The 18,122-nt window shown below is 68.0% G+C and carries 13 protein-coding genes; 6 read left to right on the top strand and 7 right to left on the bottom strand.

What is annotated here, in order from left to right:
- Nucleotides 1-39 precede the first annotated feature (39 nt).
- Genes ACXPWS_RS27555 through ACXPWS_RS27545 form a run of 3 tightly spaced genes read left to right on the top strand, consistent with a single transcriptional unit; the run spans nt 40 to nt 4,348 of the window.
- A complete protein-coding gene (locus tag ACXPWS_RS27555; protein WP_458709694.1) occupies nt 40-2,289 on the top strand; it encodes a propanediol/glycerol family dehydratase large subunit in 2,250 nt (749 codons plus the stop codon).
- Entirely contained in the window at nt 2,286-2,618 is a 333-nt protein-coding gene (locus tag ACXPWS_RS27550; protein ID WP_458709693.1) for a diol dehydratase small subunit, read from the top strand. Before ACXPWS_RS27555 ends, ACXPWS_RS27550 begins: the two co-directional genes overlap by 4 nt.
- The gene (locus ACXPWS_RS27545; RefSeq protein WP_458709692.1) at nt 2,615-4,348 is read left to right on the top strand and encodes a diol dehydratase reactivase ATPase-like domain-containing protein; all 1,734 of its coding nucleotides are present in this window, start codon (nt 2,615-2,617) and stop codon (nt 4,346-4,348) included. The genes ACXPWS_RS27550 and ACXPWS_RS27545 overlap by 4 nt, the downstream gene beginning before the upstream one ends.
- On the opposite strand, the gene ACXPWS_RS27540 is transcribed toward ACXPWS_RS27545, so the two are convergent.
- The 3 genes from ACXPWS_RS27540 to ACXPWS_RS27530 are packed head-to-tail and all read right to left on the bottom strand — an operon-like array spanning nt 4,341 to nt 7,435.
- Nucleotides 4,341-5,255 (bottom strand): aldose 1-epimerase, encoded by a 915-nt coding sequence (locus ACXPWS_RS27540; RefSeq protein WP_458709691.1) that lies wholly within the window; start codon nt 5,253-5,255, stop codon nt 4,341-4,343. The two genes, ACXPWS_RS27545 and ACXPWS_RS27540, sit on opposite strands and share 8 nt — an antisense overlap.
- A 14-nt stretch (nt 5,256-5,269) precedes the next feature.
- Nucleotides 5,270-6,418, bottom strand: coding sequence for an FAD-binding oxidoreductase (locus tag ACXPWS_RS27535; protein ID WP_458709690.1), 1,149 nt, complete (start codon nt 6,416-6,418; stop codon nt 5,270-5,272).
- Between the two features lie 15 nt (nt 6,419-6,433).
- Entirely contained in the window at nt 6,434-7,435 is a 1,002-nt protein-coding gene (locus ACXPWS_RS27530) for an ABC transporter permease (protein ID WP_458709689.1), read from the bottom strand.
- A gap of 96 nt (nt 7,436-7,531) precedes the next feature.
- On the opposite strand from ACXPWS_RS27530, the gene ACXPWS_RS27525 reads away from it, so the two are divergent.
- The gene (locus tag ACXPWS_RS27525; RefSeq protein WP_458709688.1) at nt 7,532-8,161 is read left to right on the top strand and encodes a TetR/AcrR family transcriptional regulator; all 630 of its coding nucleotides are present in this window, start codon (nt 7,532-7,534) and stop codon (nt 8,159-8,161) included.
- A gap of 4 nt (nt 8,162-8,165) precedes the next feature.
- Here the strand turns inward: ACXPWS_RS27525 and ACXPWS_RS27520 are convergent, their stop codons facing one another.
- Entirely contained in the window at nt 8,166-8,834 is a 669-nt protein-coding gene (locus tag ACXPWS_RS27520; RefSeq protein ID WP_458709687.1) for a GAP family protein, read from the bottom strand.
- 100 nt (nt 8,835-8,934) lie between these two features.
- On the opposite strand from ACXPWS_RS27520, the gene ACXPWS_RS27515 reads away from it, so the two are divergent.
- On the top strand, nt 8,935-12,099 hold the full coding sequence (locus tag ACXPWS_RS27515) for a multicopper oxidase domain-containing protein (protein ID WP_458709686.1): 3,165 nt from the start codon (nt 8,935-8,937) through the stop codon (nt 12,097-12,099).
- Here ACXPWS_RS27515 and ACXPWS_RS27510 read toward each other — a convergent pair.
- From ACXPWS_RS27510 to ACXPWS_RS27500, 3 genes are read right to left on the bottom strand one after another with little or no spacing between them, the layout of a single operon-like run.
- Nucleotides 12,096-13,055 carry an antibiotic biosynthesis monooxygenase gene (locus tag ACXPWS_RS27510; protein ID WP_458709685.1) on the bottom strand — a complete coding sequence of 320 codons (960 nt, stop codon included), beginning with the start codon at nt 13,053-13,055 and terminating at the stop codon, nt 12,096-12,098. The two genes, ACXPWS_RS27515 and ACXPWS_RS27510, sit on opposite strands and share 4 nt — an antisense overlap.
- Nucleotides 13,056-13,071: 16 nt before the next feature.
- A complete protein-coding gene (locus tag ACXPWS_RS27505; protein ID WP_458709684.1) occupies nt 13,072-15,783 on the bottom strand; it encodes a molybdopterin-dependent oxidoreductase in 2,712 nt (903 codons plus the stop codon).
- A complete protein-coding gene (locus tag ACXPWS_RS27500) occupies nt 15,780-16,592 on the bottom strand; it encodes an FAD binding domain-containing protein (protein ID WP_458709683.1) in 813 nt (270 codons plus the stop codon). Before ACXPWS_RS27500 ends, ACXPWS_RS27505 begins: the two co-directional genes overlap by 4 nt.
- Nucleotides 16,593-16,718: 126 nt before the next feature.
- Between ACXPWS_RS27500 and ACXPWS_RS27495 the strand changes: the two genes are divergently transcribed.
- Nucleotides 16,719-18,122: an amidohydrolase family protein gene (locus ACXPWS_RS27495; protein WP_458709682.1), complete on the top strand. Its 1,404-nt coding sequence runs from the start codon at nt 16,719-16,721 to the stop codon at nt 18,120-18,122.

Below are 18,122 nucleotides of genomic sequence, written 5' to 3'. Positions count from 1 at the left end.
CCTTTACGAAAACGGTCCAGTCAGGGCAGGATTTGGTACATGGCCGAACTCTCTCCTGAACTGGGCCGTTTTCGCGTGCTGAACGCCAAACCCGTCAATCTCGATGGTTTCAGCGTGGCCGCCCCCGAGCTCGGGCTGGCCGCCATGCGCAGCCCGTTCGACCCCGAACCGTCGCTCGTCATCCGCGACGGCCGGGTCGTCGAGCTCGACGGGAAAGCTGCTGGATCTTTCGATGTGATCGACGAATTCATCGCCGAATACGGCATCGACCTGGCCGCGGCCGGGGAGGCGATGGCGCTCGACGACGTCACGCTGGCGCGGATGACCGTCGATATCAACGTGCCCCGCGCCGAGGTGGTGCGGCTCATCGGCGGCACCACCCCGGCCAAGCTGGCGCGCGTCGTCGCGGTGCTCAGCCCGGCCGAGATGCAGGTCGCCATGACCAAGATGCGGGCCCGCCGCACCCCGAGCAACCAGGCGCACGTCACCAATCAGCTCGACGACCCGCTGCTGATCGCCGCCGACGCGGCCAGCGCGGTGGCCTACGGATTCCGCGAGGTCGAGACGACAGTGCCGGTGCTCGGCGATGCGCCGTCGAACGCGGTGGCGCTGCTGATCGGCTCCCAGGTCGGAGTGCCCGGCGCGATGGCCCAGTGCTCCATCGAGGAAGCGCTGGAACTGCGGCTCGGGTTGCGCGGCCTGACGAGTTACGCCGAGACCATCTCGCTCTACGGCACCGAACAGGTCTTCACCGACGGGGACGACACGCCGTTCTCCAAAGCCATCCTCACCTCAGCCTATGCATCGCGCGGTCTGAAGATGCGGGTCACCAGCGGTGGCGGCGCCGAGGTACTGATGGGCGCGGCCGAGAAATGCTCGATTCTCTATCTCGAATCGAGGTGTGTCTCGCTGGCACGGGCACTGGGCTCTCAGGGCGTGCAGAACGGCGGCATCGACGGTGTCGGTGTGGTCTCCTCAGTACCCGATGGCATGAAGGAACTGCTTGCCGAGAACCTGATGGTGATGCTGCGCGACCTGGAATCCTGTGCAGGCAACGACAATCTGATCTCCGAATCCGACATCCGGCGCAGCGCACACACCTTGCCGGTGCTGCTGGGCGGCGCCGATTTCATCTTCTCCGGGTTCGGATCGATCCCGCGTTATGACAACGCATTCGCGCTGTCCAACTTCAATGCCGATGACATGGATGATTTCCTTGTCCTGCAACGGGACTGGGGTGCAGACGGCGGATTGCGCACGGTCAGCCCCGAGCACCTGGCCCGGGTGCGCCGGCGGGCCGCCACAGCGGTGCAGGCGGTCTACCGGGACCTCGGCCTGGCCGATTTCGACGACGACCGGGTCACGGCCGTAGTCGTGGCCAACGACTCACGCGACCTGCCGCCCGGTGACCCCAAGGCCGTCGCCGAGGCCGCGGCGGCCATCGAGGCCCGGCAGCTGACGGTGTTCGACGTGGTGGCCGCGCTGCACCGGACCGGCTACACCGAGGAGGCCGAAGCGATCATGGCGCTGACCGCCGAACGGCTGCGCGGTGACCAATTGCAGACCTCGGCGATCTTCGACGAACAGATGCGGGTGCTGTCCAAGATCACCGATCCCAACGACTATCGCGGTCCCGGAACGGGTTACCTGCCGACCGAGGCCCGCCGGGCCGAGATCGACAACATCCGGCAGGCCCGCACCAGCGCCGAACTCACCGCCGACCAGGCCGAGCATCAGGGCCATATCGTGGTGACCGAGACCGAGGAGGCCCGCCAGGGCACCAACCCGCGCGAGGTCTGTATCGGGCTGTCGCCGGCACTGGGCCGCTCCGTCTGGCTGACGCTGTGCGGGCTGACAGTCGGCGAGGCGATCCGTCAGCTCACCGCCGGGCTGGAGGAAGAGGGCTGCGCCCCCCGGTTCGTCCAGGTGCGCTCCACCATCGACGTCGGGCTGATCGGTCTCACCGCGGCCAAGCTGTCCGGCTCGGGTATCGGAATCGGATTGCAGGGCAAGGGCACTGCGCTGATCCACCGCCGAGACCTGGCGCCGCTGGCCAACCTCGAGCTGTTCAGTGTGGCCCCGCTGCTCACCGCGCGGAACTACCGCGAACTCGGCCGCAACGCCGCCCGGCACGCCAAGGGCATGGCGCCCGTGCCCATTCTCACCGGAGGCACCGATGAATCCATCTCCGCGCGCTACCACGCCCGCGCCGTCGCGCTGGTCGCCCTGGAGCGCGCGGCCAGCGAGCCCGGTGCCGTTCCGGTCACGGTGCAGGTGACGCGGGCATGACCGAGGAATTCACCGTCGACGCGGCCGTCAACGGCAGGCTGAACTTGTCGGACCTGCAGATGGATCCGGCCACGCTGGCGCATCAGGCCGTGGTGGCCGAAGAGCACGGCAATCCGCAGCTGGCCGAGAACTTTCTGCGCGCAGCCGAATTGGCACTCATCGACGGCGAAGAGGTGATGGCCCTCTACGAGGCGCTGCGCCCGCACCGCTCGACCGCCGATGAGCTGGAGGCGCTGCGGGTGTCGCTGCAGAATCGCGGCGCGCCCCGGTGTGCCGCGCTGGTCGCCCATGCCGCCGTCGTTTACGCCAGGCGGGGCCTGCTGCGGTGACAGTGCCGGATCACCGTCGCGCCGCCGTGGTGGCCGGGATCGACATCGGCAACCACACCACCGAGATCGTGCTGGCGCGGGTGGCCGCCGGTCGCATCGAACCTGTCGCGCACGGCCAGGCGCCGACCCGCGGACGCAAGGGATCTCGCGACTCGCTGGACGGGGCGGCGGCGCTACTGGCCCGCGTCGAGGTGGAGGCCGGGGTGACCGCGGATCAGCTGGTGCTCTCGGCGATCCGGCCGGTCGACACCGCGACGGCGCCGCTGCCCCCGGCCACCTCACCTCGTGCGCCGGTGCTCAGCCTGCGCCGCCCCGCGGCGAGCACGCCGGCCGGTGCCGGTTACGGCGTCGGCCGCCATGTGCCGGTGCGTGCGCTGACCGGCCCGCCCGCTCCGGACCCGGTGGTGGTCTCGGTCGGGCCGTCCATCGATTACGAGGAAGCCGCACAACGTATCTGCGATGCGGTGGCCGGCGGCTGGACGATTGCGGGGGTGCTCGCCGACGAGGACGATGCCGTGTTGATCGCCAACCGCATCCCGGTGCGGGTGCCCGTCGTCGACGAGGCCGACACCCACCTGCTGGAGCCGGATGTGCTGGTGGCGCTCGAAGTGGTCGCCGACGGCAGCGCCTACCGCTCGCTGGCCGATCCCATCGCGCTGGCCGCCGCACTGCGCATCGACCCCGGCGAACTGCCGTGGGTTGCCGAGTTCACCCGCGAACTGGCCGACGCCCCGGCCATCGCGGTGACCCGGCGTACCCGGGCCCCGCAGCCGCCCGCACCCGACGACGACTACGTCGACTGCGTGGTCGAGGGCGCTAGTGTGCGGTTCACTCCCGAGCAGGCTTATCCGCTGCTGCGAACCGAACCGCCCGGCACCGCGGTGCGGGTACGGCTGCGAGCGCTGAAGTCGGCCGAGCACGGAATGGCCGTCGACGACGCATATTTCACCGATCTGGCCGCGATCGACAACGGCGCCTGGTTGCGTCGCGGGGTCGCCGAAACCCGCGGTGCGGTGGTCGCGCTGCTGGCTGCCGACCATGTGGCCGACGCCGCCGACACGATGGCCGAGCTCACCGGCCGGCCCTCGTGCACCCTGTCAGCGGAACCCGCCGCGGCGGCGCGGGGTGCGTTGAGCACACCGGGTCTGCCCGAAGATGTCGTTGTCTGCGATATCGGCGGTGGCACCATCGATTTGGTGGGCGCCGGCCGGACCGTGACGGCGGCGGGTGCGGGGGAGACGATCACCTCTGCGGTGGCCCGGGTGCTCGGCATCCCGCGGGCGCTGGCCGAACGGGTCAAACGCAGTCCGGCGCTGCGGGTGGAAGGGCCGCACCTGGCCCACGAGGAGGACGGCCGCCGGGTGTTCCTGGATCACCCGGCCGGCGCCGACGCCATCGGACGGTTGTGCACCCGCGGCAGCGCCGGACTGGTGCCGTTCTCTCGCACCCTGGCGGCCGAGGAGTGGCGCAGCTTGCGGCTGGCCGTCAAACAGGCGACGGTGGCGGCGAATATCGTGCGGTGCCTGGCGGTGTTCGACCGGATGCCGGCCGTGCTGGTGCTGGCCGGCGGCGGCGCGCTGGACGACGAACTGATCCGCACCGTCGGCGAGGCCCTGCGCGGCACCGGTGCGGGCACGGTGGTGGGCCGGGCCAATATCGACGGGGTGCACGGTCCCCGGTACGCGGTGGCGTCCGGCCTCGTGCACCTGTATGCCGCCGCGCTCAGCTGACCCGAATGGTGAACCGCGCCGTCTCGGGGTGGCCGGCGGCGGCAACCCGGTAGTCCCCGCGGCGCAGCGCGTCGGTGGTCGCGGCCATCGGCTCGATGGCCACCAAATCGTCACCGTCCGGGGCGAAGAGCTGTGCGGCCGGGTAGCCGTGCAGGTAGGTCACCTCGAGGCGCCGCCCACCGCCGGACAACGCGAACACCGAACCGTCGGTCACCCCGGTGAACCCGTCGTCGAGCGTGCGTGTGCCCAGTGGTTCCGCCCCGGCCGCCCAGGGTTGCTGTGCACCGGTTGGGATGCCGCGTTCGTCCACCGGCAACCGTTGCAGCGCAGGCGTTTCCAGCACCCACTCGGCGCGGGGCACGCCGGGGATCTGCAGGTAGGGGTGGTAGCCGAAACACAGCGGCACCGATGCCGCGGTGGTCGCGGCGACCGTGGTGGACACCGTGAGCGTGCGGTCGGCCAGGGTGACGTCCTGGGTGAGCACGTGGGGAAAGGGGAACGCGGCCAGCAGGTCGGGGTGGCTGCCGTAGTCGAGCACAGCCGTCAGGCGGCTCGGGGTGCGTTCGGTCACCTGCCAGCCGGGGTAGGCGGCGAGCACCCCATGGATGGGTAGATCGTTGGCGTCCCCGCGCACCCGGTCGGTGCCCAGCGCCAGTGTCACCGTCGTGCCGCCGGCCTGATAGCTCAGGCCGCTCAACCGGTTCGCCCACGGATACAGCAGTGGGATTCCCATCGTCTTCCCATTGCTCACGTAGGCATCCAGGCCGCGGCGCTGCCCCAGGAATTCGATCCCGTCCTCGGCGAGTGAGGTGCCGATCATGCCGGCGCCGGGCACGAAAGTGGCGGTCAGTGCGGACGACGGATCGGTCAAGGTGATGCTCTCGAACGCCGAATCGGACGGGGTCACCGTGGCATCCTCTCTCAGTGCAGCGGATCGTGCTGGATACGTTCGGGGGGTGCGCCTTTGGCGATCAGTGCGGCCTTGGTGGCGGTGACCATATCGGGTCCGCCGCACACGAGGATCTGCCGGTCGCCCCAGCCGCCGTACCGGGTCACCACGTCGGCGAGCAATCCGTTCTGGCGCACGTGCAGTCCACGCGGCGGTTGCACGTCGGGATAGTCGGCGGCCCACGGTGGGTCGGTGGCGAACTCCGACACCGGTGTCACCGACAGCCACGGATTGGTCGACGCGATCTCCCACAGGGTCCGCAGATCGTAGAGATCACACGGGAATCGGCCACCGAAGAACAGGTGCACCCGCGGATTGGTGCCGTATCGGCACAGATCCATGATGAGCGTCCGCAGCGGTGCCAGCCCGGTACTGCCCGCGACCATCAGGACGTCTCCGCCGTCGCGGTCGACATGCAGTGCGCCATGCGGATTCGACAGCCGCCAGCGGTCACCCGGTCTGGTTTCGCCGACGATCGCGGTGCTCACCATGCCGCCGCTGACCGACCGGACGTGGAATTCGACGGCGCCGGCCGGGTCGGCGGGGATGGACGGGGACAGGTATCGCCAGCGCCGCGGCCACTGGGGCACCTGGACACTCACATACTGGCCGGGGTGGTAGCTCAGCGGATGATCGAGCTGTAAGCGGATCATCGAGACGTCTCGGGTGACGCGGATGTGGTCGATGACGGTGCCATCGTGATGCGGCCGCCCGCCTGCGGCGTCGGCGGCGCCGCGCATCACCCCGACCAGCAGCCCCACCGTGTCCGTGGCGGCCTCGGCCACCCTGGTGTCCCACCGGTCGGCCAGTTCGGTGCGCAAGGTGGCCAGCAGTGCGTTGCCGAGGGTGTCGTAGTGCGCCCCGGTGACGCCGTATTTGCGATGGTCGCGGCCCAGCTGGGCCAGGAAGGCCACCGGTTCGTCGGCGCGTTGGGCGATCAGTTCGGCCAGCAGCCAGCTCAGCGCGTGGGCGAAACTGTCGCGTTGGTGCGCCAGATCGGGCGGGAAGAGATCACGCGCCGACATGTCCATGGCAAACCAGCGGTTGTAGAACCGGCCGACCATCGCGGGGTCGACCGCAACGCGCAGTGTCTGCAGCGCGTCGCGGTCGTCGAGTCCCACGTGCGATGAGTGTAGTTAGCTCCGCAGGTGTGAAGGCCGGCGAACGGCGGCGATCATGATGAGCGCCGCGCCGGCCGCTGCCCAGCAGGTCAGCACGATGATGGCCGTGGTCGCCCCGGATCCGGAGAAGTACGCGCAGGACCGCAGCAGGGTGGCGGTGGCGCCCTGGGGCAACAGCTGGCCGAGGGTGCCCCACCCGCTGGGCAACATCTCCGGCGCGCTGGTCAGCCCGGACAGCGGGTTGCCGATCAGCAAGGCCAACACCGCGCCGGTGGCCAGCCCGGCCTTGCCGAGGAGCAGGCCCAATCCGAGCATGAACAGCAGGGCGGCCGACACGCCCAGCGCCAGCCCTGCCGCCACGCCCCAGAAGTTGGTCTCGATGGAGCCGAACGCGTAGCGCAACAGCGCCGCGGTGGTGACGCCCATCAACCCGCCGAACGTCACCGCGGTGATCGGTGCGGTCCAGCGGGCGTTCTTGAAGAGCAGTACCAGGGCGACCGCGGGCAGGATGCCGGCCAACGTGATCGGCAGGGCGGAGGCCGCAAGGCCGGCGCCGCGCGGATCCTGTGCTGTGGGTGGCGCGAGATCCACGGTATGCAACGGCGAACCGGTCTTCTGGGCCACCCCGGCGCCGAGTTGACCGAGCAGCTGTGCGACGGCCGGACTGGCACCGCTGGCGGTGAACAGTGTCGGCTCGGCCCCGAACGACAGTCCGCCGTACACCTGGCGGTTCAGGATCGCGCCGCGCAGCGCCTGCTCACCCGGGTAGTAGGTGACCGCGAAGGCGCCGGGCGCCTGCTGTTCCAGTACATGGGTCAGCTGGCCGGTGGCCGCCTGCGGCCCGGCGATGCCGATCGGGATGTCGTGCGGACGGGACTTGGCCGCAGGCAGCGCGAACGCGACGGCGAGGATCGCCAGCACGGCGGTCAGGGCGAGCACCAGCCCGAGGGCGCGAGCCGGCGTGGGTGGCTGACGGTCTGGCGCCCCGGCGTGCCGGGGAAGGGACTGGGTGGTCATGGCAACCTCATTTTCATCGTCTGTTGAAATCTGTGCGGCCGAGCGTATCCGGATCGCGGCATTATTTCAACAGCAATTGAAATGTTACTGTCGGATATGGCTCCACCAGCGAAGACGGTTCCCAGGCGGGGGCGGCGTCAGGGCGAACCGGTATCTCGGGAGGCCGTACTGGCCGCCGCCAAGGAACGTTTCGCCGCCGACGGCTACGAGAAGACGACGCTGCGTGCGATCGCCCGCGACGCTCATGTCGACGCGTCGATGGTGCTGTATCTGTTCGGATCCAAGGCGGACCTGTTCCGCGAGTCGCTGCGGCTGATCATCGACCCGGCCGTGCTGGTGTCCGCGATGTCCGATGGAGAAGGCGACATCGGGGACCGGCTGGTGCGCCAATATCTGCAGATCTGGGAATCGCCCGACAGCGCCGCAACCATGGTGGCGATGCTGCAGTCGGCCACCTCGAATTCCGATGCGCACGACGCGTTCCGGGGCTTCATGCAGAACTATGTGCTCACCGCGGTCTCGGGCGCCCTAGGGGCGGACACCCAGCCCCGCCTGCGCGCCATGCTGGCCGCCACCAATCTGGTCGGGACCGCGCTGTTGCGTTACGTGATGAAGGTGCCGCCGCTGGCGGACCTGCCCGCCGATCAGGTGGTGACGTTGATCGGGCCGACCGTCACCCGCTACCTGACCGCCGATGCCGACGAGCTGGGACTGCCGGCGTCCTAGTCGGCTACAGGCCGTGAATTCCCTTGTACAGCAACAAGACACCGATCACGATGAGGATTGCCGCCACCAGAGTGCCGTGCTGGCGCTCCATCCAATCTTTCAGCCGGGTCAGCGGTTGGCTCAGCCGGTCGCCCGAGACCGCATAGGCCAGGATCGGCAGCGCCACCGTCGACGCCGCGGCCGCCACGAAGAGGATCACCGCGATCCAGGCGTAGGCGCGGCCCAAGCCCGCCGTTCCGATCGCCAAACCCGCTGCGGCGCAGATGAACAACACCTTGGGATTGACAACGGCCAAGACGGCGGAGGTGACCAGCGCCCGGCCCGGGGTGAGATCGGCCATCTTGCGCATCCAGCCCGGCGAATGCTCGGACCGGTTGCGGGTGAACCAGCGGTATCCGCCGAACACGATCAGCAGCGCGCCCACCACGATCCGTAACCAGGATGCCCAGGCCGGCGGCTTGTCCAGGGTGCCCAGCAGATCGGACACCTCGACGAAGATCGCCGTCAGCACCCCGGTACCGAGAAGCCACCCGGCCAGGAATGCCAGGCCCGTCTCGCGGGGCCGCGCGGTGTGCAGCGCCAGAACCGCCGGGATGATGGTCAGCGGTGACAGCGCGATCACCAGCGCAAGTGGGATGAGCTCGGTCAGCGTCGAGCCGAAGTTCCCGGGCATAGCGCAGAACTTAACACCGAACCCGCGGCGCGGGTGACGGCAAACTGGCAATAGTGTCAAAAAGTGGGGCCGCCGGCGGGGCCGCCCGCTAGTCTGCGGTATGCAGACTCGGGGTGCCGCGCGACGGTTGATGGCGCTGGTCGTCGTGGTCTTGCTGGTCGTCATACCGACCGCGTCCTGCGCCGGCACCAAGGTGGCTCCCGCGCCGCGGGCCGGGACGAACGCAGGGCCGGACGGCAAACCCGCCCCGTTCCGTGAACCGGTCCGGCTGCAGGCCACCGACGGGGTGTTGGAGGTGCGGTTGTCCGCGCATCAGGGCACGGTCGCGCTGGACACCGTGAAAGAACCCGTCACCAATTTCCTGGTGTTCGGCTACGACCTGATCAAGGGTGCCAGTTCGGACGGCTCCACCAAGGGGGACAACCTCTATCCGGGACCGACCCTGCACGTCGATCCCGGCGAAAAGCTGATCGTGCACTACGACAACGATCTTCAGGGCCTGACCATCAAGGATTTCTACGACCCGGCGATGACCCCGAAGGGCGGGGAGGTGCCGATCTACCCGCCACAGCTGGCCGAGGCGCCGCTCAATCTGCATACCCACGGCCTGCACGTCAGCCCGTCGGGCAACGCCGACAATGTGCTGTTGAGCATTCCGGCGGGGATGGGCAACACCTACACCTACGACGTGCCGGAGAACATGCCCAACGGGCTGTACTGGTATCACAGCCACCGCCACACCATGACGACGCAGCAGACCTACCTCGGGTTGGCCGGGTTGCTGGAGATCGGAAGCTCCGACGGCAATCTGCCACTCGTCACGCAGAACCGTATTCCGGTGCGCGACATGGCAATTCAGTACAACTATGTCTTCGACCGCAACGGCAGGGGTCATCAGCTGAACAACTACAGCTGGGGACAGTGGGTGAGCACCCTCAAGCCGCCCGAAGGCAACCAGTTGGCCGACGGTACCTATCGGCCCAGCCTGGCCCCGGTCAACATCGCCGACACCGCGATGGGGGCCAAGTACATTGCGCCGTGGTGGTCAGGTCCGCTGTCGCCGAAGAACAACCGCGGCCAGACCAATTTCATGCCGTCCAACCTGATTGCCTTCCACGGCCCGGGTGTCAAGGTCGACGAGAACCCGGCACTTCCGGAGAATCAACGCGACGTGCAGTACACCGTGAACGGCCAGTTCCAGCCCGAACTCAAGATCAGGCCGGGCCAGACGGAGATCTGGGCGGTGGCCAACATCAGTGACATCTCCTACATGACGTTGCGGCTGACCGAGACCGCGACGGGCAACCACCCGAAGTTCGCCATCGTCGGACAGGACGGCAACCCCTACACCCAGGTCGGCAAGCCCGTCTACGGTGACGGCACGACGCTCGACATCCCGCCCGGGTCGCGTTACGCCATCGCGGTGACCATGCCCCAGCGAGGCGACCTGGTCCTGGAGTTCCCGCCGGACCCCAAGGCCACCGAGATCACCGATCCCGCTGTGCTCTATACGAACAACGGCACCGAGAACACGCCGGCCGTGCTCGGCAACCTGAGCGTGGATCCCAAGTACATCAGCTACGCCGACGGCTTCTTCGTGTTCCCGACCCAGACGCTGATCCGCGCCACACCGGATACCAGCGGGCCGGGGCAGACGACCGCCTTCGAACAAGGCCAGAATTTGGACGCCTACACGTCTTTCGTCGATACCTCGGTGATGACACCCGCCATCAGACGAGAGCTGACGATCACCGATACCATCGGCGGTGACAAGGCCAGCAACAGCGATCCCAAGGCCGTCATCTATTTCTTCGAACCCGCCGGATTCCCGAATGTTCCGCTCATCCAGCCGAGGCTCAATTCGGTCGAGGAGTGGAAGATCACCAACCAGAACAACGACGCGCACCCGATGCACATCCACGTCAACGACTTTCAGGTGATGGAGATCGACGACCCACACCAAGGCAAGACGGGCGTGCAACCGTGGGGCCTGGACAACGTGAATGTGCCGGCGCCGGTGTTCAACGACATGCACGTGGTGAGCACGCCCGCCACGCTGTCGCTGCGCCAGGAGTTCCTGGAGTACATCGGGACCTACGTGATCCATTGTCACCGGCTCAACCACGAGGACAACGGGTTGATGGCGACCATCAACGTCATCCCGGAAGTATCGAGCTATGCGGTGGCGGTTCCCGGCGGTAACGGAAAACCCGGATCGGTTCAGGTCCGGGATGCCAATGGTGACAAGGTCTTACAGACGGTGTACCCGTTCCCCGGCTTCGAGGGTACGCCATCGGTGGCGATGGCCGATGTCAACGGCGACGGCATCCTGGACCTGGTGGCCGGCACCGGGAAGGGTACGGCACCCGAAGTGGCGGTGTACGACGGCAACAACACCCGCGAGGGACTGTTCAAGACCGAGATCGCCCGGTTCGCGCCGTTCGACGCGGATGTCGCCGGTGGAATCAGCGTAGCCGGGGCGGATATCGACGGAAACGCACTGGCGGACAACATCATCGTCGCCACCGGGCCGGGCCGGGAATCGCAGGTGAAGGTGTTCTCGTCGAAACTGCCCGAGCGCGGCAGCGCACCGGAGGTGTTCTCGGCGTTCACCCCGTACCCCGGATCCAGCTCCGGCGTCACGTTGGCCACCGGCATGGTGGAATCGGGGTCCGGCCGGGAGAGCATCGTGACCGCCCCCGGACCCGGTGAGCCGCCGCTGATCAAGTCGTTCCGGTGGGACCTTTACACACCCACCGCGCGATCACAAGCCAACGGCACCACTCCGCAACAGCATTCGGGAAAGCCGAGTGAGCCGCGGATGACATCCCAGTTCCTGGCTTACGACGAGAAGTACACCGACGGTGTCGCGCTGTCGACCGGGTGGGTCGCGGGCGCCGAAGGCGGATCGAAGAGCATCGTCACCAGCCAGCTCGGCGGTGACGGCAAGGTGCTGGTGTGGTCGGCAGGGTCGCTGCTGGACGGTCAGCCGTCGATGTACCTGGACAACCCCAACCACCACGAGGAGAACGTGGATTACCGGCAGATCGCCTCGTTCACCCCCTTCCCGGACGGCGGCGCGACGGTGACGACCAGCAGCACCGGCTACGGCGCCGACATCCTGGTTGCGGGTGCGCCCGGCGAGGTCCGCAAGTACACGCTGGCCCGGCCGGCTGCCGATGCGAAAATGCTGGCGCCCAGGCTGATCACCACCTTGTCGCCCATACCGGGGGTGATGGCCGCGGTACCGTTGGGCGGCCGCTAAGGCAGGTGCCAGAACACCCGCGTCACCAGATAAACGCCCACCGTGGAGGCGGCCAGCGCGGCCGCCACGATGCCGAATCCGCGCCAGTTCGCCTTCGCCGCGGCCGCCCCAGGCGGCGGGCGCAGCCAATTCTTGAGCAACGGGTTGACGTAGTACGGCATGGTCACGAACGTCATGATGAAGCTGGACAACAGATTCCCGATGAGCAGGCCGAGCCAGAGCGGCATCTTCAGCGGGGACAGCGCCAGCGACAGCAATACCACGGTGGGATACAGGCCCACCCACACCGCGATCGAGGTTTTGACATCCGAGGGCGGGGCAGCGGGTGCGCCGTGCTCGTCGAAGGCGAACCAGCTGCCGAACGAGTTGTCGATGGTGCGGGCGTGGAAGTCGGAGAACCGCGCGCCCTCGGCGAGGAGCCGGCGACGTTCGGGCGAGATGAGCCAGGCGTCCAGATCATCGGCGTTCTCGTACCGGTACAGCGCCGTCCACTCGTCCTGCACGCCGGCGACCGGACGGAACAGCTCCGTCCCGCGGAAACCCCGGAACGCGCTTTCTGCCAGCCGGAGTCGCTCCTGCCAGGCCAGGAAATCCTCGACGTTCTCCGGGCTGACCCGGTGGCTGACCACCACCGTCACCAGCGGATCGGTCGGGCGGGCACCGCCGCCGATCACCTGCTGAGTGCCGGGACCGTCGAAGTAGTCGGCGCCGGCGGCGAGGCGGTCCTGACGGCTGGCGCTGTTGATCCAGGCCTGCACGTGGGCCACCGAATCGAACCGGTACACCACCACCCAGTCGGGCTGCACCGCCGTGGGCGGGTTGACCTCTGCGGCCAGGAAGCCCGGGTACTGTGCGGCCACCTGATTCAGGTCCTGTTGCCAGGCTTCGAAGTCGCGCTCACAACCGGCACGCACCCGCTGGCCGATGATGACGGTGGCCGCCATGTCGGTGTTCATCTTGGCATCCATCGGTTCAGGTTTTCGGGATCAGGTCGCGCAGGCGCGCGAAGATCCGCTCGGGGGTCAGGGGCAGGTCGCGAAACCGTACCCCGGTCGCGTCGTGCAGCGCGTTGGCCAATGCCGGCGCCACCGGATTGATACAGCATTCGGCCATCCCCTTGGACCGCATGGGTCCCACCGAATCGGTGGACGCGACCAACAGCACCTCGGTGCGCGGGGCGTCGGCATAGGTCGGGATGCGATAGTTGCGCAGGTTGGGGTTGGTCGTCACACCGTCGGCGTCCACCTGATGATTTTCCGTCAGGACGAAGCCCACGCCCTGAGCCACACCGCCTTCCACCTGGCCGCGGACCTGGGCCGGGTTGATCACCACCCCGGCGTCGGTGGCCTGCACGCTGTACAGGATGCGGATCTCACCGGTGACGCGGTGCACCGCGATGCGGAAGCCGTGGGTGTTGGAGGTGACGCTGCGCGGCGACCCGTAGGCCTTGCGTGCCTCGGTGAACCGGATGCCGCGTTCGCGCCCGGCCGTGAGGATGTCGGCCAGCGACAGCCAGGTGCCCGCACAGTGCACGCCGTCATCGCGCAACACGCAGTCGGCGACGGGCACGTCGGTGTGGGCCGCAGCGAACGCCAGCAGGCGGTCGCGCAGGGCGGCCGCGGCCCGGTCCACCGCGTTGCCTGCCACGAACAACCCGGCGCTCGCGAAGGCCCCGGTGTCGAAACCGGTGCGGTCGGTGTCGGATTGCACCAGGACGATGCGCTCGGGTGTGCTGCCCAGTCGGGTGGCGGCGATCTGCACATGCGCGGTGGAGGTGCCCTCGCCGAATTCGACTGTGCCGACCGCGATCTCGTACCGGCCGTCCTCGCGCAGGGTGGCCCAGGCCTCCGAGATGTGCTCGGTGGGCGGGGCGGTCTCGTGCAAGGAGGTCGCGGTGCCCACCCCGACGAGCCAGTCCTGGCCCAGTACCTGGACATCGGAGTTCCGACGTAGCGCGGCGTCCACCAGGTCGATGCACTGACCGATACCGTCCTCGGTGAACTCGACGTCGTCGGGATGGTCGTCGACGGCCAGTAGCGGATCCCCCGGCCTGACAATGTTGCGGCGGCGCAACTCGAGCGGATCGAGTCCGAGTTTCACGGCCAGTTCATGGATGGCCGACTCCACCGCGAACGCGGGCTGTGTCATTCCGTAGCCGCGCAGCGCGCCGCTGGGCACGGTGTTGGTGTATACCGAATAGGCATCGAATTTCTTGTTGGCGCAACGGTACAACGCGATGGCGGCCGCCGCGGCGAACAGTGTCTCGCCACCGTGATTGCCGTACGCACCGGTGTTCGACACGTTGCGGAACGCCAGCGCGGTCAGGGTGCCGTCGGCCTTGGCGCCGAGTTTGACGGTGATCTTCATCGGATGCCGCGGTGAGGCGGTGGTGAACTCCTCCTCCCTGGTGTACTCGAAGCTGACCGGACGGCCGGTATCCAGGGTGGCCAACGCCACCAGATCCTCGGAGATCAGCTCCTGCTTGCCGCCGAACCCACCGCCGACGCGGGCGCAGAACACCCTCAGCTGATCCGGGCGCAGTGAGAACAGGTGCGACAGTTTGACCTTCGCGATGGACGGTGACTGCGAGGCAGTGCGCACGTTGAGCCTGCCGTTGTCCATCCAGGCGATCGACCCGTGCGTCTCCAGGTGCACATGCTGGACCCGGGGGGAGAAGTAGGTACCTTCGTGGATCACCTCGGCGTCGGCGAATGCTCGCTCGGTATCGCCGATTTCACCGTGCAGCTCGAGCAGGATGTTGCGGTCCTTGTCGTGCGCGAACGGATCGTCGTAGCTGTGCAGCCGGGGCGCGCCGTCGGTCATCGCCTCGTCCGGGTCGAACACCGCGGGCAGCACCTGGTACTCGACGGCGACCTGCCGGCACCCCTCCTCGGCGGCGGCGATCGTGTCTGCCAGCACCGCCACCACCCGCTGACCGACGAAGCGCACCACGTTGTCCAGGATGTAGGTGTCGTCCGGGTCGACCAGGTGGTCGGTGTGGATCGCTGTGCTGTAACGCTTGCGGGGAACGTCTTCCCAGGTATAGACGCGGTGCACACCGGGCACGGCGAGGGCTGCCGTGCTGTCGATGGACGTGATGCGGGCATGAGCGTGCGGCGAGTGCAGCACCTTCAGGTGCAGGAGCCCGTCGATGGCGGTGTCCATGGTGAATTCGGCGCGCCCCGTCACCACGGCAAGCCCGGCGGGCGCCCCCACACTGGTGCCCACCGCGTCACCGGGTTCGGCCTCCTCGATCGCCGCCCGGCCGGCCACGGCGTCCTCGATGGCGCGATAGCCGGTGCAGCGGCACAGATTGCCCTTCAGCGCCCGCGGCAGGTCGTGCTTCTGCTCCTCGGTCAGCGCGGCGGTGGTCATGATCATCCCGGCCGTGCAGAACCCGCACTGGAAGCCCGGCGCATCGAGGAAACTGCGCTGCACGGGATGCAGTGCGTCCGGGCCGCCCAGCCCTTCCACCGTGGTGACCTCGCGGCCGTCCGCACGGAATGCGGGCGTGATGCAGCTGTGCACCGGATCGCCGTCCAGCCACACGGTGCAGGCACCACAGTCGCCGGAATCGCAGCCCTTCTTGACCCCGTGCCAGCCGGCCGAACGCACGAAGGTGCGCAGGCATTGGCCGGGGCGGGGCTCGGCGTCGTAGGACTGCCCGTTGACGGTGTAGGTCACGACCGGAGCTCCTGGACGATCTCCCGGGCGAAGTGTTCGCTCAGGTGTTTGCGGTGCTCGGGGGTGCCGTTGGCGTCGGCGAACCAGATGTCGTCACCGAGTTCGTCGATACGGTCCCGCACCGTCGCCGGGCCCGCGTCACCTGCGAAGGTGAGCTGCACCGGGTGTGTGGTGCCCGCAGTGAGGGTGAGCAGCACCCCGCCCTCGGCGTCCAGGGTGCCGACCAGGAACACGGTGGAGCGACCCAGCTTGGTCAAGCTGAACCGGCGGTGGACAAACCGCCTACCCAATGCGTGTTCGGGGATGTCGACGCGGCGCAGTAGTTCGCCGGGAGCCAGGCCGTTGCGATTGTTGCCGGTGACGAATCCGGCTGCGGGCACGGTCCGTTCGGTGCCGTCCGGCGCCTGCAGCAGGTAGTCGGCTTCCAGTGCCACCGTCAGGGTGATCATCGGCCCCGCGGGTAGGGACATGCAGATGTTGCCGCCGACGGTGGCCGCGTGCCAGATCTTGAACGAGGCCAAGAACGCTTCGCAGCTGACGGGGATCAGCGCGCCGGCCGGCCACCGCGCGGGTGGGTTGAATGCGTACAGATCGCGGATGGTGCACATGGCGCCGATGTGCAGTCCTGCGCCGGATGTCGAGAGCTCGTCCCAACCCAGCGGGGCCAGATCGATGAGCCGGCGCAGCCCCGGCTGCGGATCGGAGAACAACCAGGTGCCGCCGGCCAGCCAGGCGTCGCCCGGGCGCCACAGCGCGCCGGGCGGGTGGCTGGGTTGCCGGATGACATCGGTCACCGTGTTGAGATCCAAAGGTGGGCTCCTTAGGCCGAGTGAGGGCCCCCGTTTGGCGCTGACACTACGGACCCGCAGCTGGCCGGGTGCCGGTTTTACCCACTTGTCCGGCGATCCGCGGGTCCGCGTGGTCCCCTGGAGACCGTGAGTCACCTCCACTACGGACACATCTTCCACATCGCGGGCAGTCCGGCCATCACCGATTCCGCGAGCGCACTCGTATCGATTCCCGACGGTGCGCTGGTGATCGATGGTGGTGGCCGGATCGCATTCTGCGGCAGCAGAACCGAAATCCCGGCCGAATACGCGGCGGCAGTGGTGCACGACCACGGGCACGGGTATCTGCTGCCCGGATTCGTGGACACCCACATCCACTTCCCGCAAACCTACGCCGGCGATTCGTACGGTGGCGGGCAACTGCTGGAATGGCTCACACAGTGCATCTTCCCTGCGGAGTCCCGGTTCGCCGATCCGGAGTTCGCGGCCAGGGCCGCCGTCGAGTTCTGCAACCGGCGGATCGCGGCGGGTACCACCGCGGCCATGGTGTTCGGTTCGGCGTTCCCGCACGCGCAGGACGCACTGTTCGCCGAGACACACCGGCGCGGGCTTCGTATCGTCAGTGGACGGGGTATCCAGACCGTCGGCCCCGAATCGGCGGCACCGCTGCTGACCTCGGAGACCGACGCCATCCGGCTCACCGCCCAGGAAATCGACAAGTGGCACGCCGCAGACACCGGTGCCGTGGACACCGCGCTGCTGCACGTCGCCGTGGTACCCAGGTTCTCCCTTTCGGTGACGGTCGAGACCTTGAAAAGCCTTGGCGATCTGTATGATTCGGTTCGCGATCGCGGTGTCTACCTGCACAGCCATCTGAACGAGAACAACCGCCCCGGGTCCGGCGAGATCGACATGACCAAGTCGGCCTATCGGGTGAATTCGTATCTGGACACCTACGACGGCAAGTTCCTGCCGGGCTCGGCGGTCGGTGGTTCCAGCTTGCTGGGCCGGCGGACCATTCTGGCGCACGGCGTGCACTGCACCGACGAGGAATTGACCCGGATGGCCGAGACCGGCACCTCCATCTCGCACTGCCCGGTATCGCAGCTGTTCCTCGGATCGGGCACCATGCCGTGGCGGCGCACCGTGGCTGCGGGCGTGAACCTCTCGGCCGGAACGGATTTCGGCGGTGGCGACGAATGGCTCATCCCGCGCGTGCTGGGCGACGCGTTCAAGGTGCACATCTCAGAAGACGGAGCGGCCGGTACGTCTCTGCACCCGGCCGAAATGCTGTTCCTGGGCACCCTCGGCGGGGCCAGGGCACTGGACATGGAGAATCGGTTCGGCAACTTCGATGTCGGCAAGGAGGCTGACTTCGTCGTCGTCGACCCGGCCGGAACCCCTGCCCTTGCCGGGGCGCTGACCGAAGGAGTGCGGTCGGCGGATCCCGAGCTGGCCCGCGACCAAACGCTTTTCGCATTGCTGATGGGTATGCGGGAGTCCTCGGTCGCCGGCGTCTACGTCCAGGGCCGGCACCTCGACCCGGGTTAG

This window comes from Mycobacterium sp. BMJ-28 (genome assembly GCF_054404835.1).
Note: the sequence above shows the minus strand (reverse complement) of the source record. Positions and strands in the feature narration are given on the sequence as shown.

Excerpts from the sequence above, each read along its gene's own strand:
- ACXPWS_RS27515 (WP_458709686.1), top strand. The coding sequence starts at position 8,935 with ATGCAGACTCGGGGTGCCGCGCGACGGTTGATGGCGCTGGTCGTCGTG.
- ACXPWS_RS27510 (WP_458709685.1), bottom strand. The coding sequence starts at position 13,055 with ATGAACACCGACATGGCGGCCACCGTCATCATCGGCCAGCGGGTGCGT.
- ACXPWS_RS27555 (WP_458709694.1), top strand. The coding sequence starts at position 40 with ATGGCCGAACTCTCTCCTGAACTGGGCCGTTTTCGCGTGCTGAACGCC.
- ACXPWS_RS27550 (WP_458709693.1), top strand. The coding sequence starts at position 2,286 with ATGACCGAGGAATTCACCGTCGACGCGGCCGTCAACGGCAGGCTGAAC.
- ACXPWS_RS27520 (WP_458709687.1), bottom strand. The coding sequence starts at position 8,834 with ATGCCCGGGAACTTCGGCTCGACGCTGACCGAGCTCATCCCACTTGCG.
- ACXPWS_RS27525 (WP_458709688.1), top strand. The coding sequence starts at position 7,532 with ATGGCTCCACCAGCGAAGACGGTTCCCAGGCGGGGGCGGCGTCAGGGC.
- ACXPWS_RS27530 (WP_458709689.1), bottom strand. The coding sequence starts at position 7,435 with ATGACCACCCAGTCCCTTCCCCGGCACGCCGGGGCGCCAGACCGTCAG.